Below are 16,460 nucleotides of genomic sequence, written 5' to 3' on the forward strand. Positions count from 1 at the left end.
GCGAATTCCTCCTGATGGAGCTGCCCAGCGCACCGTTAGGCGATGGGACTCTAGGTTCGGCGATCACGGCCAGACGACCGGCCTGATCACCAGCCTACTACTCTCCATTACCCGCGGGTAACTTAACGCCGCAGTTTGTTCACGCGTCGTCGTTTCCAGATCCCGCTGCGCTGTCGACGCCGTCGTCTTCGGTGGCGGCCACGGAGTTCAACGCCTCGGCGAGCACCGGGACCGTCAACGCCTGCTGCCACGATCGGGCACCGGCCGAGGTGAGGTTCGTCTCGATCGCTGCTCTCACGTCGTCGATGTCGGAGTCCGGTTCCATCTTCCAGTCCCAGCACAGGCGGCGAACCAGTTCGGGTTGCAGCAGATTCTCCACCGGGACGTGGACGTCCGTGCTCAGATCGGAGAGTGCCGCTCGCGCCGCCGTCAGGCGGTCGGCGGCCACCGGGTCCAGTCGGGCCCAGCGCCCCGGGGCAGGTGGGCCGACTATCGCCGGAGTCTTCGCCGGTAACTCGCTCTCCGGCAGGGAACGGGCCGATTCGAGAGCCTCGAGCCAGACCCGCGAATAGCGTCGCTGGCGTGGTCCTCCGAAGACCGGTAGCGAGCGGAGCGCCTCGATGGATCGTGGATCCTTCGTGGCCGCGTCGATGATGGCCGAGTCGGGCAGGATGCGGCTCGGCGAGACGTCGCGTTTACGGGCCACGTCCTCGCGTGCCTGCCACAGCGCCCGCACCGATGCGAACTGGCGGGTGGTCTTGAGCGAGGTGACATGCGAGGTGCGTCGCCAGCGATCCGGCTTCGCCTTCGGCGGACCGGCCAGCCGGATGTGCTCGAATTCCTCGCGCGCCCAATCGATCTTGCCCTGGTCGGTGAGCTCCACCTCCATCGCGTCGCGGAGTTCGAGCAAAACCTCCACGTCGAGTGCCGCGTAGTTGAGCCAGGCGTCGGGCAGCGGCCTCGTCGACCAGTCCGCGGCGCCCGTGGCCCTTGCGAAGTTCGACACGCAACGTCCGCTCCACGATCGCGGCCAGGCCGACACGTTCGAAGCCGGCGAGCCGGCCGGCAAGTTCGGTGTCGAACAGCACCGCCGGCGCCAGACCGAGTTCGGCCAGCCCGGGCAGGTCCTGATCTGCGGAGTGCAGCACCCATTCCAGCGGGTTGATCACCTCGGCCAGCGGCGCCAGATCGTCGGCAGTCGGAATCGGGTCCAGGAGGAACGAGCCGGCCCCCTCACGTCGGAGCTGGATCAGGTAGGCGCGAGCCGAGTACCGGAAGCCCGACGCCCGTTCGGCATCCACTGCCAACGGACCGGTACCGCCGGCGAGCAGCGTCGCGGCTTCACGGACCGCGGCGGCGGTCGTGATGACCTCGGGAACCCCGTCGCGAGGAACGAGAAGGGGTACGACGTCGGTGGTCGGCTCTGCGGTGTCGTCGGCACGTGAAGCGTGCGAGGCGGCATCGGTGACTTCTTCGGGCATGGATGATGACTCTACGGCGCGGGCGTGGCGCTGGTCGGCAGGTCCGGCGCGAACGTTTGTCGTCGTGTCAATCCGACGAGTGCCCCAGAGTCGTCACACCGGCGGGTGGAAGTCCGGCCGCATATGCGAGCACCTCGCAGAATGCTTCGACGTGGCCGGCCAGATCGGGAGACGTCGCGGTCCACGACGCTCGCAGTTCCAGTTGGTGTGCCCGCGGCGGGCCGGCGATGTCGCCGTAGCGCACCGAGGTGGTCGCCGTCACGGTTCCGCCCAGGGCCACGTAGTGGGAAGGCCCGGAATCAAGGGCGTCCACCAGCCAACTCCACGCGACTTCGGGCAGCAGTGCGTCGGCCGCGAGTGCCTCGTCGAGGTCGGCTTGGATGTAGGCGACCAGGCGCATGGTCCCGTTCCAGGCTTCGTCGCCGTCCGGATCGAAGAGCAGGATCAGCCGCCCGAACGCGTCCCCGTCGGTCTGTTCGGCCACGACGTCGACATCGGGATGAAGGACCTCGGCACCTACTGCGTGGCTGTACGGAGCGAGCCGCTGTGGCGGTCGAATGGGTCCGACCTCGATCTCCGGCCGGACCTGCGCGCTGGTCATTGCCTCGACGGCGGCGCGGAACTCGGCCGGTTCGGCAGTCGATCCGGATGTCCTCACAGGTCAGGACGTTAGTCGGCCGCAGTGGCCGGACGGCGTAGGCGCGCCGACCGACTGAGGGGTCCGAGGTCCCGCCGCCGGCATGGGACCATTGTGGCGTCGGAGACACACGTCGGCGGAGAGCGCGAGGACTGATGAGCGGGTTGGACAACATGATTTCAGGCATCACAGGGTCGGCCGAGTACGGCGCTCGACGGGCACTTCCCGACGCGCCGTTACTTGCCGCTGCGGCTGGGCGGACACCGACTCGTCGTCCGGTCTGGTTCATGCGTCAGGCCGGGCGCTCGCTGCCCGAGTACCGCAAGATTCGCGCCGGGATCGGCATGCTCGAATCGTGTTTCGATCCGGAACTGGTGTGTGAGATCACCATGCAACCGGTGCGTCGCCATGACGTGGACGCCGCAATCCTGTTCTCCGACATCGTCGTCCCGCTCAAGGCAGCCGGCATCGATCTCGACATCGTGGCCGGCGTCGGTCCGGTGGTGGCGAACCCCGTGCGGTCCGCCGCCGACGTGGCGGCGCTGCCGCGGCTGGTGACCGAAGAGGTCGGCGCGATCTCCGAGGCCGTGCGACTGCTCACCGCCGAGCTGGGTAACACCCCGCTCATCGGGTTCGCCGGCGCGCCGTTCACGTTGGCGTCGTACCTCGTGGAGGGTGGCCCGAGCCGTAACCACGAGAAGACCAAAGCGCTCATGCATTCGGATCCGAAGACATGGCATGCCTTGCTCGCCGGCATCGCGGACATCACCATCTGTTTCCTGCAAGCGCAGTTGAAAGCCGGCGTCGACGCCGTGCAACTCTTCGACTCGTGGGCCGGGGCACTCTCGCTCGCCGACTACCGGGAGTACGTCCTCCCGCATTCGGAACGCGTCCTTGCCGAGGTCGCCGCCGCCGGTGTGCCGCGCATCCACTTCGGGGTGGGCACGGGCGAACTCCTCGGTGCGATGGGTGAGGCCGGTGCCGATGTGGTCGGCGTCGACTGGCGTATCCCGCTCGATGTGGCCGCCACTCGGGTCGGACCGGGCAAGGCACTACAGGGCAACCTCGATCCGGCGATCCTGTTCTCCGGTCCGGACGTTCTCGACCGGGAGATCCGGCGCATCGCCGCCGAAGGCGACCGAGCGATCCAAGCCGGCATCGTCGGACACATCTTCAATCTCGGGCACGGAGTCCTCCCCGATACCGATCCTTCGGTGATCACTGCGGCGGTGGAGCTGGTGCACTCTCTGTGAGTGGGCCTCGGGTAGCGGTCGTCGGCGCGGGAATCTCCGGCCTGGTGGCCGCGTACCGTCTGCGCCAGGGCCTGGGCCCCGACGCCGTGATCACGATCGTCGACGACGGTCCGCACGTGGGCGGGAAGCTGCGCACCGTCGATCTGGGCGGCGGCCCGATCGACGTCGGGGCCGAAGCGTTCATCGCGCGTCGACCGGAAGTGCCGGCGCTGCTTGCGGAGTTGGGCCTGACCGATCAGATCGTGTATCCGGCCGGGTTACGTCCGCTGATCTGGTCAGCAGGTGCGGCGCACCCGCTGCCGACCGGAACACTCATGGGGATCCCGGCAACGGCCGAGTCCGTGAACGGCCTGGTGGACGGCGCCGCTCTGGCCCGAATCGCGGCCGAACGCAGCGTCCCGTTCCGCTGGACGCCCGGTTCCGATTGTTCTGTTGCAGAGCTGGTTTCGGAACGGTTCGGCGAACAGGTGGTCGCTCGCTCGGTCGACCCACTACTCGGTGGGGTGTACTCGGGTCTCGCCGAAACCATCGGTGTACGGGCCGCGTTGCCGACGCTCGCCGCTGCACTCGACGCCGGCGCTGCGAGCCTGTCCGCCGCCGTCGGTGCCGCCATGCCGACTCCTGCTCCCGGCCCCGTGTTCGGGGCGCTACGGGACGGCTACGGGGTACTGCTCGACGCCCTGTGGCGGGCCTCGGCAGCGACCCTCGTTCGCGCGACGGCATCCGGTCTGCGCGCCGAGGGCAGCCGGTGGTATCTCGACCCGGTCGGGGCCGTCGACGCCGTGGTCCTCGCGGTACCCGCACCGTATGTGGGGCAGATCCTCGCCGACGTCGCACCTCGCGCGGCGCAGGTGGTGTCCCGGATCGATCTGGCGTCGTCGGCGGTCGTGGCGTTGCGTCTGCCCGTTGACGTCGAGCTGCCGCCGAACTCCGGAATCCTGGTCGCCACCGACGCGGATCTCACGGCGAAGGCGTTCACCCTGTCGAGTCGCAAGTGGACGCACCTCGCCGAGCGGGGCGAGCACCTCGTGCGCGTGTCGTTCGGTCGGTTCGGAGCCGCCGAGGTAGTGGACCTGTCGGACGAGGCCCTGATCGATCTCGCCCGCCGCGATCTCGCGACGGTCACCGGCGTCGGTCGGGAACCTACGGCGACCTTCGTGCAGCGCTGGCACGGCGGACTTCCGCAGTACGGGCCCGGACACGGCGAAAGAGTCGCCGCAGTCCAGGCTGAGACGGCAAAGCTCGACGGCATCGAAGTGGCGGGATCGTGGCTGCGCGGCGTCGGTGTTCCGGCTTGCGTCGCCGTTGCGGGTACGGCGGCGACACGGATTCTCGGGCGAATGGCACGATAGAGCACATGGCACGCCTTGATTTCGACAAATTGAACTCTGAAATCCGCTACCTCATGTTCTCCGTGTTCCAGGTGGAACCCGGTGTCCTGGGCGATGATCGGGAAGCTGCGGTCGCCGAGGCCCGCGCATTCTTCGACGCACTCGAGGACAAGGGCGTCGCGGTACGCGGCCTCTACGACGTCGCCGGCCTGCGTGCCGACGCCGACTTCATGATCTGGACCCATGCGGCCACCATCGAGGAGTTGCAATCCGCGTACGCGGACTTCCGCCGCACCACAGCGCTCGGCCGCGCCAGCGCGCCGGTGTGGAGCAATTCCGCCGTTCACCGGCCGGCCGAGTTCAACAAGAGCCACGTACCCTCGTTCATCGCGGGTGAGGAGCCGGGCGACTACATCTGTGTCTACCCGTTCGTCCGGTCGTACGAGTGGTACCTGCTTCCCGACGAGGAGCGTCGCAAGATGCTCGCCGATCACGGTATGGCAGCACGGTCCTACAAGGACGTCCGAGCCAACACGGTGCCGGCATTCGCGCTCGGTGACTACGAGTGGATTCTCGCGTTCGAGGCACCGGAACTCATCCGCATCGTCGATCTGATGCGTGACCTGCGGGCCACCGAGGCCCGTCTGCATGTGCGCGAAGAGGTGCCGTTCTTCACCGGGCCGCGCGTCGACGTCGAGAAGCTGGTTCTTTCTCTGCCCTGATCGATTCCGAAAGTAGTTGTTGGGCCGGAACTCCGAATCGGTCCCGTCGGCACATGTCGCACTGCGGCATGTTCAGGGCCGATTCGGAGTACGGCGAGGTCGCTGCCGTCTCCGACCTCCTGCCGGCGCCGAGGGACGACTACGGCACCTTCGCCGCACTGTCCGTGGCCTCGGCGGCTTCGGGGAGAAGTTCACCGGGGGGTCGCAGCGCACGACAGTGGACCGAGCACCTTGACGAGCAGTGGCGTCCCGTCGTAGTGGCGGACGGAGATACGACGCCGTCGTTCGATCAGTTCTGGCCCGGCGGACATGTTCGTATGCGTATCGAGGGCGATCCGTTCTCGTTCGGCGACGTCCGCGACGCTCCCGCGAGGTTTCCTTCTCGGCACGCCGAGTGGCGGGATCGAAATCTTCTCCGAGACGATCGAATCCTTCGGCTACGACGACCACGCTGGGTTTCCGCGTCGGTACGAGCCCGGGGAATGGTTGGGCGGACCGCGTGCCCGGCCATGTGCCTGTGCACCTGATCGCGAACCGACCCAGAACTCGGTTGCATGGGCAACTCGATCACGGCGCAGCCGGTCTCGCGTCGAAAAATCAAGGGCGGGAACGAGTTCGGATGCATCCGGATGCTGCTGCCGCTCGCGACCTGGGCGCCGGGGACGTGGTGAGTGTGTTCGACGATCGCGGCGCTTGTCCGGTCGGCGTCGTCGTCGAGCCCGCTCGGTCGAGCGGAACCGGATTCGATGTGTGCGCCCGGTGATCCCAACGTCCCACCCTTGGATCCGCCGGTGCCACGGCCGCGCCGGCGGCCGGATCCGAGTGTTACGCCGATGGGGGTTCTGCCCATATCAGCCATTTCTCGTCCACCGCACGTGCGAGGTCGATGCCGTGATGGCGGGCGAGCAGCAACGTCTGGCAGAACACGTCGGCAACTTCGCGCCGGAACGACTCGGCCGCCTCGGCCGGTGTCTGTCCTTTGATCCGAGCTTGACCGGTCATCATCAGGAAGGCTTGCGTGAGCTCGCCGACTTCTTCCTGCAACTTCAGCAGAAACCACGTCGTATCGCGTTCGATGCCGAACTTCGTGGCATAGATTTCCGATACATGTTCGACATCGTCGGACAACTGTTCCAGATCCATGACGTGCATTGGATCATGTGTTCGAAGGTGAGTCGAGGTTTCCGATGGTGGCGAGGGAAAGGCTCCGAGGCGGTTCACCTGCTGTGGCGTGATCGATGCTCGATCACGCCACAGCAGGGTTCGATTCGGTGGTTACGCACCATCCCAGGCGTGGACGGTCACCCAGTCGACGAGGAAGTTTCCGCCGCCGAGTGCGGGGTAGAGGCTGGATTCGAGCTGGAGCTGCCACCGCATGGGGGTGGTCGGAATTCCGTAGTCGGATTCGAGCAGAATCTTGTCGTCGAGCAGGAAGCGGACAACGGTCGGGGTCCATTCGACCGTCACGACTCGCCAGTCGTTGTAGTTCGACTGGTCGATGTCGGACCGCTTCTGCGAGTTGGGGGTCGCGCCGGGCTCGGCGAAGTGGTGGAAGCCGTAGATGGGACCGACCAGCGGGCCTTCGGGGAAGTTGATCTCGCCGTCTTCGGGCCAGTTCTCGGATTCGGGCCACAGCAGCATCGCGAGTCGGTAGCCGGTGATCGCCGGTTGGCTGACCTTCACCCGTGCCGAGTACCGCCCGTATACCTGACCCTGGTTCTCGCCGTCGATCACCGGAGACATGTTGGCGCCGGCGCGCCTTCCGTCAACCGAGTGCAGGTAGTAGTCGAGTACGCCGTCGTGGGCGCTCACCACTTTGTCGGCGCGATAAGGGTTCTTGTTGAACGTGTCGAGGTAGCACTGGGGGTACGTCTGCCACTTGGTTCCCTCGGTGCCGGTGTAGACGACCTTGTTCGGGTTGTTGCATTCGGCATTCGCGAAGCTGCCACGTGGGGCGTCGGTGGTGAAGTCGTCGACGAAGATCTCTCGCCAACCGGGCAGCGGCGCACGGGGTGCGGGCTGTGTGCCGGTGACGACCACGTTTCCGCCCGGCCCGGCCGAACCGAGTGCGTCCGAGGAGCCGAAGGGATCAGCGGAGCCGAGGGACTGGGCTTGAGCGGACGGCGCTGTGAGAATCCCGAGTAGTGCGATGGCAGCGACGGCCAGGGCGCTGCGACGACGGCGGCTCGATCGAGCGGACGAGAGCAAAGTGGGTCTCCATTGGGTCTAGGGCGGGCATGACAACATGGCGCCGGATCATGTTCAGCCGACCGACACTCGTGCACACTTTACGCGCTCTTGACCCTCTGATGGGGTGCTACGTTTTTCCGATTTGTCCGCTAGGTTCGCGTGGTGCTGTGGCGATCATCGGGGTAGTGGAACGCTGCGATGATCGACAGGGCTACCGCGAGCGTCGGAGGTGACGCTCGCGGTAGTTCGACCGCCCGAATTCGGCTTTCGCGTACACAGGGACTGTGCAGGCGGAACTACTTCGCCGGTTCGAGGACCAGGGAAATAGAGTTGATGCAGTAACGCTGATCGGTCGGGGTGGGGTAACCCTCACCCTCGAAGACGTGACCGAGGTGACTGTGGCACTTCTTGCAGACCACCTCCACCCGCCGCATTCCGAGGCTGACGTCTTCCTTCAGGATCACGGCATCGGAATTGGCGGGATCGAAGAAGGACGGCCATCCGCAGTGTGATTCGAATTTCTCGGTGCTGCGGAACAATTCGGCGCCACAAGCACGGCAGTTGTAGATGCCCTCGGTGGTGGTGTCGGTGTATTCGCCGACGCCGGGACGTTCGGTACCGGCCTGGCGCAGGACCGCGTACTCCTGCGGGGTCAGCTTCTCGCGCCACTCGCTGTCGGTGAGGTTGACCTCTGGGGTGCTGTCGGTGGTTTCGTGTGCAGAACTCATGCGTCCACGCTAATACTTTGTCCGTTCCAATTCTCGGTTCGCAGTTCAGGGCTTTGCCGGGGACGAATCCAGCAGGTAAGCCGGATCGATACCTGTATCCAGCCTGCCCTCTCGCCGTGCGAGAAGGTACCGGTACCCGAGCACGCAGAAGACCACGATCAGCAGCAGACTCCAGCCCAGAGTGCTCTTCATGTACTCGGCGGCGCGGCCGAACGTGGGCCATCGGTGTGACCACCAGTCGTCGTACGTCATGCAGCCGTAGACGGCGAGCCAGGCCGGCCAGTTCCTCATCACGGAGTTCTTGAGCACTACCGACATCAGCAGCGGGAACAGCATCATCGAGTAGTACATCTGGCCCAGGGACGGCAGCAGGAACGAGGCGGTCATGATGACGCCGGTCGCGGTGCTCAGGAAGAACAGGTCGTCGTGACGGTAGTACCGGTAGAGCAGCCACAGGGACACGAGAACCATGGCAGCGAACACCACCCGAAGTCCGAGGACCATCCACTGCGGGAGCCCGAAGTACGCGCCGTTTCCGACTATCGAACTGTTGAAGTAGTCACGCGACTCCAGCAGATACGGGACGGTGTGATGGATGAATTCCATCGGGTCGGCAGCCAGCGGCCAGGCCACGACGGTGAGGACGAACGGGATTCCCAACGCGGTGACGAAAACCTTCCACTGGCCTCGCACCAGAGGGAGGATCAGGAGCGGCGCCAAGGTCGGTTTGATCGCGATGGTGATGCCGATCGCGGCTCCGGCCCAGAGATCCTTGCGCCGCATCAGCAGTATCAGGAACGCCATTTCGCTCAGAAGTACGATGCCGTTGATGTTGGTGAATACCAGCGTATTGACGACGGTTTCCGAGACGAACGTGGCCAGGACGAGAATCGGTGCGGCGATCGAGCCGATCTTCAGGTCGAACATCCGCAAGAGCAGGTAGAGGGCCACGAGAATCGCCACGGCATTGACGCCGATGAAGAGCCAGCGCGACCGCTCGGGGTCGAGGACGGCCAGTGGAGCCAGGATCAGAGATCCGGACGGCGGGTACAGGTAATGCGGGTCCACCGAGTTGAAATCGGCGGTGTACACGGCGCGACCGTTCCAGAACGCCAGTGCAGCGTTGTAGACCGGCCGGAAGTCGTCGGTGATCGAGCCGTTGACGGCCTTGACCACCACGCGATTGATCACCGTCATCACGGCGATCGGCCACAGAACGTAATTGACTACTTGTTCGGTTGTCCGCCCCGTGCGCGGTTCGAGCTGTCTAAGGAACACTTCGGCACGGTACACCGGAGTGCTTCCGGATCGGGGGACGCCGGGGTTTTCCGCCGTGGTGCCAATACGGACAACTCAGGCGGGGCATACGGTGCCGTCGCTCGGTAGGGTCAGGTCCTCCAGGTACTTCACCGCCACGCTCTGAGCGCAATTCGACTGCATGGCCGGGTGCCCGGCTCCCTGCCAACCGACAGTGGCGACGCTGACACCCGAGTTCGCGACGACGCCGGTGACCGTCGGCAACCCGGACATACCGACGGCCGGGTCGCCCTGACCGCTCAACACCAGAACGGCAGATCGGAGACTGCTCGGCAAGGACGCGGTTACCGTAGACGGCCAACCGGCGCATGCCGACAGGCCGAGTGCGGCCTCGCGGCCGAAGATCGGATACGTGGAACTCCAGGTGTCCACGAGCTCTCCGATGCGGCCGAGTCCCGGCCACTGGGTGCCGTCGGTGCATCGACCGATGAACTGCCCGTCACCGTCTACGTCTTGTTCCGCGAGGTCGGCGCGTGCCCGCATCGGCCCGATGTTTCCCGATTGCAGGGCGGCGAGGTCGTCGGCGAGCGAGCGAGTGTCCTGTTCGCGGTTGCCGGTGGGCGCCCACAGGCTTGCCGATATCGCAGTGGTGAGTGCGGCCGCGGAGAACGGTCGAAACTCGCCGTTCCGGGCGCGGGTGACGAGAGCGGCGACGGCGGTGTCCGGATCAGGTCCCAGTGAACACGCCAGGGCAGCGCAGCGCTGGGTGAAAGCCTTGACCGCGGCCTCCTCGCCTTGCACACGACTTTCCGCTTCGGTGGCGGCATCGGTGGCGATCGGGGCAGGTGAGTCGAGGATCAACCGCGCCACAGCTTCCGGACGCACGGCGGCGTAGCTCAGAGCAATGTCCGAACCGGATCCCGAGGACCACAGTGCGATCGTGTCGACTCCCCAGCGGGTGCGCAACGCGTCGACGTCCTGGGCCGCCGAGTCCGCACCGAACTGGAGCTGTTGCGGATCCAGGTAGTCGGTACACGCGATGGTTGCCTGGAGCCCGAACGCCGAGACGGCTTCGGCTTCACTTCCGGCGGCGAATTGACCGGCGTCGTCGATTCCGCGCCGAACATCTGCTGGGATGCAGTCGATGGCGGTCGAGCGGTCGACGCCGCGTCGATCCAGTGCGACAACCGGGTGCGCGGCCAGCATCGTCGACAGTCCGGATGCGGCGAGCATGGTCAGAGCGTTACCCGACGAACGATCCGTGCCGGAGGTGAAGACGACCGGATAGGCGTTCGCCGGAGTCGAGGCCAGCCGGGCACGGGTGGCTCCCACTGTGAACGTCCCGTCGACCGCCCCGGACGTGTCGACGGGTGCGGTGAACTCGGCGCACTCGACGACGACGCCGTTGGCGGCAGCTGCCGTCGCCCGGTCTGCCAGTGACGTCCCGCTGCAATCGCGCCACCCCAACTCGTTACCGGGGACACCGGGAGCGACGGGCGCGTCCCCTGTGGGGCTGCTCTGGACTCGACCGGGCACACCGTCGGTGTGGCCCTGCACCGCGACCGCCGGCCGGAGGGACGGGCCGGCGCCGCACGCACAACACGTCGCCAGGACGGCGGCCATCAAAGCAACTCTGCGCATGTCGACCAGAGTGCCAGGTTCACCGGCGTGGTCGCCGCCGAACCCAACGCACCACGACGGTCCCGTCGGAATCGGTGAGGACGTGTGCCGGATACATCGGAGTCGGAGCTGCGGTCGGGGAGTGCGCTATCCGGCCGCTGCTGCCGCCGACGAGTAGTGGCGAAGTGGTCAGGCAGAGCTCGTCCACGACGTCGTCGGAGATCAGTTGCCCGAACAGTGACGGCCCACCTTCGCACAGCACCCGGCGGAGTCCACGGGCGGCGAGGGCGCGTTCGATGTCGGCGCTGGTGACGTTCGTCGTCTCGGTGCTCGTGATGTCGGCACCGGCGGACCGAAGCCGATCGAGAGCCCCTGGGTCGGCGTCGGAACCGACCAGAAGTATCGGTGCCACAACGGTTTCCGTGAATAGTCGACTGCTCGGGTCGACGTGCCCGCCTGCGGACACCACCATGATCGGCGGGGTCGGTGACAGCCCTGCGCTCACCCGTCGGACGCGGGCCGTTTCGTCGAGTGACACCCCGCCGTAGTTCTCGGATCTGGCGGTGCCTGCCCCGACGACGACGACGTCGCAGAGCTCTCGTAGCAATGTGTACACCGCGCGGTCGGCGCCGGTGCCCAATCCGCCGCTGACTCCGTCGATCGTGACGGCGCCGTCGATGCCCGATACGAAATTCACGCGGATCCACGGTTTGTCGAGGTCCGCCGGGTAGTCGTACAACGCTCGTAGGTCGTCGCGTCGGTCGGGTGTGAAGTAGGTCGCATTATCGGTACGCTGCACGTAAGAGATCACACCACGTAGATACCCTGGGTCAATGCCTGAACGTCTTGTCGATCGAAGCCCGGTGGTACCCGCAGACCAATTGGTAGCGCAGATGGTGCCGCCCGCGATGTTCGACGAGGTGAGCTTCGCTTCGTACATTCCCGATCCCAACGAGCCCAGCCAGGCTGCTGCCGTCGCCAAGGCCGAGGAATTCTCCAAGCGGGTGACCAAGATCCGCAGTGGTGGACGTCGTGGGCTGTTCGGGAAGAAGACTCAGGCCAGCGGCGCGGGTCTGTACCTCGACGGCGGCTTCGGTGTCGGTAAGACTCACCTGTTGGCATCCATCTTCCACAGCGTGCCGTCGCCCAAGGCGTTCGGAACGTTCGTGGAACTGACGCACGTCGTCGGCGCTCTCGGCTTCAACCAGGCCGTCGAGGCGCTGTCCGAGCACAGCGTCCTGTGCATCGACGAATTCGAACTCGACGACCCGGGCGACACGATGCTGGTCTCACGTCTGCTCTCGGAGCTGTCGGCGCGCGGCGTGTCCATCGTCGCGACGTCGAACACGCTGCCTGGTCAGCTCGGAGAGGGACGTTTCGCCGCGCAGGACTTCCTGCGTGAGATCAAGAAGCTCGGATCCATCTTCGAGACGATTCGTGTCGACGGACCCGACTACCGTCACCGCGATCTGCCGCCCGCACCGGAGCCCGTCACGTCGGAAGAGTTGCTCGTGCGGGCGGAGGCCGTCAAGGGTGCGACTCTCGACAACTTCGACGAGCTGTGCAAGCACCTCAGCACGCTCCACCCGTCGCGCTACAACAAGCTGGTCGAGGGTGTGCGAGCGGTGTTCATCGACGGTGTTCATCCCGCAACGGACCAGTCGGTCGCGCTGCGCATCGTGGTTCTCGCGGACCGCCTGTACGACGCCAGCATTCCGGTGACCGTTTCCGGCGCGCGTCTCGACGAGATCTTCACGCCGGAGATGCTGTCCGGCGGTTACAAGAAGAAGTACCTGCGCGCTACCTCGCGCCTGCTCGCTCTGTCGCGTTTCGAGGTAGCGGCACGCTAGATCAACGGACGGGCCGCTCCATCACGAAATCGTGGTGGAGCTCGGTTCCCACCGTGAAGGTTTTGGTTCCGACGCGGGTGAAGCCGCTCTTGCCGTAGAACTTCTGGGCGCGCAGGTTCTCCTGGTTGACCCCGAGCCAGATTCCGGCACTACCGGCGTGGCGGGCGTGCTCGACGACGGCGTCCATCAACGATGCGGCGGCACCGGTTCCGTGGCCTTCGGGCAGAACGTACAGCTTGCTCAGTTCCGTGGCGGGATGCAGCGTCAGTGCTGCTCGAACGTCCGGATCGGCGGGTTCACCGTCGACGAGCATCGAGTATCCGAGAATCGACCCGTCTCGCACGACCTTGAGTACCGTGCGGGTGGGATCGGCGAGGTATTCGGCGAACTTGTCCACGGACAGCACGTTCTCGATGAAAGCGCTGATGTCTTCCGGCGACGAGCCGGGCGGGCATGCCAGCGGGAACGTGGCCGCGGCAACGTCGGCAAGTGCCTCCGAGTCCCATAGTCCGGCTCGGTCAACGGTGATGGTCACGGTGTGGTGTTCCCTTCGAGTGAGTGCGTCGAGAAAATCAGTACACCACTGACCGTGATCGATGTTGTCATGAGGCGCTGTCGGAGGTGGCGGTGTTCACTCGGCGCGGCGCGAATACCGGCGCCAACGCCACGAGGACCACACAGAAGGCGAGAGGAACGAGGAAGCCGATTCTGAGGTTCGTGAATGTCGCCAACAATCCTACAAATCCGGCGCCCATGACGGTGCCGACGTAGTTGAACAGATTGGTACGCGCGATAACGGCGTCGACCTGCCCGGTAGGCGCCATGCGCCCGGCTGCACTGAAGCAGATGGGCGCGATCACCGGCAACCCGAGTCCGACGATCAGGAACCCGAGCAGCGCCGTGATCGGGGATTGGGCGGCCACGACGACGACCATGCCGGTGACCCCGATCAGTGCACCGACCCGGACGACCATGGTTTCACCGAATTTACCCACCCAGAAGTCGCCGGTCAGACGTGCTGTCAGGGCAGCCGCCTGATACAGGACCACCGACAATGCGGCAGTTCCGGCATCGGAGAGCAGAACGTTCTCGACGTACAGAGTGGACCAGGTACCGAGGCTGAAGTCGACGGCGTAGAACAGTGCCATTGCCAGCCCGAGCAACATGAATGCCCGGATCGGAACGGTGAGCATCGGTGCGCCGGCGACGGTGGTGCCGGAGGCGGGTGCTGCGGCGCGGTCGAGTAGCTTCGGTCCGACGATCGCCAGTGCCACGGCGGCGATGAGCCCTGCGCACACTTGAGGTGCTCGCTCCCAGATGTCGAGTCCGGAAGTGGCCGTGACGAATCCGGCGCCGACGATCGCGCCGACACTCCAGGATGCGTGGAACGAGGACAGGATGAATGTGCCCTTGGCGTGCTGGATCGACACCGCCTGCATGTTGGCGGCGGCGTCGACGATTCCCACCCCGATGCCGTAGACGGCGAGAAGGATCAGGAACAGCGCCGCGTTGGGCGCCAGCCCGAGACAAGCGCCCAGAACGGCGATGAGGGTCAATCCGGTGCGGAGGGTGAACTTGCTCGATGTTCGGACTGCGAGCTTCTCCGCGAGAATGCTGCCGAGTCCGGCGATCACGGACACCGCGACGACGGCCACCGTCAGCAAGCCGTCATCGAGGTCGAACAGATCTCTGAACATGGGCAACTGCGTCAAGATCGTCGCGAGAAGGAAGCCCTGGAGACCGAAAGCCACCGAGGTGGCCATTCGCGCCCGGGACAGGGTGCGGGGGAGATCCGTCATCAAGCTGGGCCTTTGTCTTGTGGGGCGAGTCCGCCGATCGGGTCGGAATCACGTTATTGGTCGAGTGTCCAACAAATGCGACTATTTCGCATCGTTCTTTGATGTACTGGCCGTCATGAGTAGGCAGCCAACACCGTTGTTCCCACCTTCGTTCGTCTGGGGTACGGCAACCTCGGCTTATCAGATCGAGGGCGCCGTGGCCGAAGGCGGTCGTGGACCGTCGATCTGGGACGAGTTCTGTGATCGCCCGGCGATGATTGCCGGTGGTGAGACCGGCCGGGTCGCCGCCGATCACTATCACCGATGGCCCGCCGACGTCGACCTCATGGCCCGCCTCGGTCTCGATTCGTATCGTCTTTCGCTGTCGTGGTCTCGAATTCTGCCCACCGGATCGGGCCCGGTGAATCCCGAAGGCGTGGATTTCTACGAGCGGCTTCTCGATCGCCTCTGCGCCGTCGGAATTTCCCCCGCCGTGACGCTCTTTCACTGGGATCTGCCGTCGGCACTGCAGGACCAGGGCGGCTGGATGAACCGCGATACCGCGTACCGACTCGGGGAGTATGCCCAGGTAGTGGGTGAGCGGCTGGGCGACCGCGTCGGAATGTGGATGCCGATCAACGAACCGGTGGTGCACACCCTCTACGGGTATGCGCTGGGGGTCCATGCCCCAGGTCTCGCACTCGGATTCGAGGCCTTCCAGGCCGCGCATCATCAACTGCTCGGGCACGGTCTCGCAGTTCAGGCACTGCGGTCGGCCGGCTGCGACAACATCGGTATCGCGTCGAATCACGCTCCGGTCCATGCCGCTTCGGATTCACCGGCGGACGTCCTGGCCGCGGATGTCTACGATCACGTGGTCAACTGGATGTTCGCCGACCCGATTCTACTCGGCAAGTATCCGGCCGAGGAGCTCGCCCAACTCGTGAGCGGACCGCTCGACGCCGACCTGAAGATCATCAGCACGCCGCTCGACTGGTACGGCATCAACTACTACGAGCCCACCGTCATTGCCGCACCGGTCGAGGGTCAGGGCACGGCGGGTGTGCTCGAGGTGGATCTTCCGCCGGGGCTTCCGTTCGCTCCGGTTCCGATGACCGGTTATCCCACAACGGATTTCGGATGGCCCGTGGTTCCGGAAGCGTTAGGGGAGATTCTGCGAACGTTCAAGACGCGATTCGGTGCGGCACTGCCGCCGATCTACATCACCGAGAGTGGAAGTTCCTGGCACGACCTTCCCGACGAGTTCGGGGAGTTCGTCGACAGGGCCAGGATCGACTACCACGACGCTCATCTGCGAGCCGTGAGATCGGCGATGGACGACGGCGTCGACGTCCGTGGATACTTCGTCTGGTCACTGCTGGACAACTTCGAGTGGGCGGCCGGATACAAGGAACGCTTCGGTCTTGTTCATGTCGACTTCCAGACGCAGGAGCGAACCCCGAAGGCGTCGTTCGAATGGTATCGCGCACTGATCGCGAAGCATCGGGCCGCGCGAGTCTGACCGGCACATACGTTCCATCTCGGGTTGCGTTATCGATCCGAGGCGTTTAGCCTCGTTCTTCATGAAGCGAATTCTCGTAGTAAGCCGCCGT

At 65.4% G+C, this 16,460-nt stretch carries 15 protein-coding genes and 2 pseudogenes; 7 read left to right on the forward strand and 10 right to left on the reverse strand.

Annotated features, from left to right (window positions below; all coding sequences use genetic code 11):
- Positions 1-139: 139 nt before the first annotated feature.
- Positions 140-1,481, reverse strand: a pseudogene (locus ABH922_RS08770) (HRDC domain-containing protein).
- Between the two features lie 67 nt (positions 1,482-1,548).
- A complete protein-coding gene (locus tag ABH922_RS08775) occupies positions 1,549-2,139 on the reverse strand; it encodes a DUF3000 domain-containing protein (RefSeq protein ID WP_424806546.1) in 591 nt (196 codons plus the stop codon).
- A gap of 152 nt (positions 2,140-2,291) precedes the next feature.
- Here ABH922_RS08775 and hemE point away from each other — a divergent pair, with 152 nt between their 5' ends.
- The 5 genes from hemE to ABH922_RS08800 all read left to right on the forward strand — a co-directional run bounded on the left by hemE (position 2,292) and on the right by ABH922_RS08800 (position 6,187).
- Positions 2,292-3,371 (forward strand): uroporphyrinogen decarboxylase, encoded by a 1,080-nt coding sequence (gene hemE, locus ABH922_RS08780; RefSeq protein WP_424809614.1) that lies wholly within the window; start codon positions 2,292-2,294, stop codon positions 3,369-3,371.
- Positions 3,368-4,723, forward strand: coding sequence for a protoporphyrinogen oxidase (locus ABH922_RS08785; RefSeq protein WP_424806547.1), 1,356 nt, complete (start codon positions 3,368-3,370; stop codon positions 4,721-4,723). The genes hemE and ABH922_RS08785 overlap by 4 nt, the downstream gene beginning before the upstream one ends.
- A 5-nt stretch (positions 4,724-4,728) precedes the next feature.
- Positions 4,729-5,424, forward strand: coding sequence for a hydrogen peroxide-dependent heme synthase (hemQ, locus tag ABH922_RS08790; RefSeq protein WP_424806548.1), 696 nt, complete (start codon positions 4,729-4,731; stop codon positions 5,422-5,424).
- A 68-nt stretch (positions 5,425-5,492) separates the two neighbouring features.
- Positions 5,493-5,951 carry a hypothetical protein gene (locus ABH922_RS08795; RefSeq protein WP_424806549.1) on the forward strand — a complete coding sequence of 153 codons (459 nt, stop codon included), beginning with the start codon at positions 5,493-5,495 and terminating at the stop codon, positions 5,949-5,951.
- A complete protein-coding gene (locus tag ABH922_RS08800; protein ID WP_424806550.1) occupies positions 5,942-6,187 on the forward strand; it encodes a molybdopterin dinucleotide binding domain-containing protein in 246 nt (81 codons plus the stop codon). The genes ABH922_RS08795 and ABH922_RS08800 overlap by 10 nt, the downstream gene beginning before the upstream one ends.
- A 62-nt stretch (positions 6,188-6,249) precedes the next feature.
- Here the strand turns inward: ABH922_RS08800 and ABH922_RS08805 are convergent, their stop codons facing one another.
- The 6 genes from ABH922_RS08805 to ABH922_RS08830 form a co-directional block, all read right to left on the reverse strand.
- A complete protein-coding gene (locus tag ABH922_RS08805) occupies positions 6,250-6,567 on the reverse strand; it encodes a pyrophosphatase (RefSeq protein WP_424806551.1) in 318 nt (105 codons plus the stop codon).
- Between the two features lie 132 nt (positions 6,568-6,699).
- Entirely contained in the window at positions 6,700-7,632 is a 933-nt protein-coding gene (locus ABH922_RS08810) for a glycoside hydrolase family 16 protein (protein ID WP_424806552.1), read from the reverse strand.
- Between the two features lie 278 nt (positions 7,633-7,910).
- Positions 7,911-8,342, reverse strand: coding sequence for a peptide-methionine (R)-S-oxide reductase MsrB (msrB, locus tag ABH922_RS08815; protein WP_424806553.1), 432 nt, complete (start codon positions 8,340-8,342; stop codon positions 7,911-7,913).
- Between the two features lie 45 nt (positions 8,343-8,387).
- Positions 8,388-9,635 (reverse strand): glycosyltransferase family 87 protein, encoded by a 1,248-nt coding sequence (locus tag ABH922_RS08820; protein ID WP_424806554.1) that lies wholly within the window; start codon positions 9,633-9,635, stop codon positions 8,388-8,390.
- Positions 9,636-9,695: 60 nt separating this feature from the next.
- Entirely contained in the window at positions 9,696-11,240 is a 1,545-nt protein-coding gene (locus ABH922_RS08825; protein ID WP_424806555.1) for an alpha/beta hydrolase, read from the reverse strand.
- Between the two features lie 19 nt (positions 11,241-11,259).
- A complete protein-coding gene (locus tag ABH922_RS08830) occupies positions 11,260-12,018 on the reverse strand; it encodes a pyrimidine reductase family protein (protein ID WP_424806556.1) in 759 nt (252 codons plus the stop codon).
- A 34-nt stretch (positions 12,019-12,052) separates the two neighbouring features.
- Between ABH922_RS08830 and zapE the strand changes: the two genes are divergently transcribed.
- Positions 12,053-13,069: a cell division protein ZapE gene (zapE, locus tag ABH922_RS08835; RefSeq protein ID WP_424806557.1), complete on the forward strand. Its 1,017-nt coding sequence runs from the start codon at positions 12,053-12,055 to the stop codon at positions 13,067-13,069.
- Position 13,070: 1 nt separating this feature from the next.
- Here zapE and ABH922_RS08840 read toward each other — a convergent pair whose 3' ends face one another.
- Both ABH922_RS08840 and ABH922_RS08845 read right to left on the reverse strand, forming a co-directional pair.
- Entirely contained in the window at positions 13,071-13,604 is a 534-nt protein-coding gene (locus ABH922_RS08840; protein ID WP_424806558.1) for a GNAT family N-acetyltransferase, read from the reverse strand.
- Positions 13,605-13,671: 67 nt separating this feature from the next.
- Positions 13,672-14,889 (reverse strand): annotated as a pseudogene (locus ABH922_RS08845) (MFS transporter); the annotation flags it as partial.
- Positions 14,890-14,983: 94 nt separating this feature from the next.
- Here ABH922_RS08845 and ABH922_RS08850 point away from each other — a divergent pair.
- Positions 14,984-16,369 (forward strand): GH1 family beta-glucosidase, encoded by a 1,386-nt coding sequence (locus tag ABH922_RS08850; protein WP_424806559.1) that lies wholly within the window; start codon positions 14,984-14,986, stop codon positions 16,367-16,369.
- The last annotated feature ends 91 nt before the right edge of the window (positions 16,370-16,460 follow it).

Origin of the sequence: Rhodococcus sp. 27YEA15, from assembly GCF_049739425.1 — a bacterium.
Taxonomy (GTDB): Bacteria; Actinomycetota; Actinomycetes; order Mycobacteriales; family Mycobacteriaceae; genus Rhodococcus_F.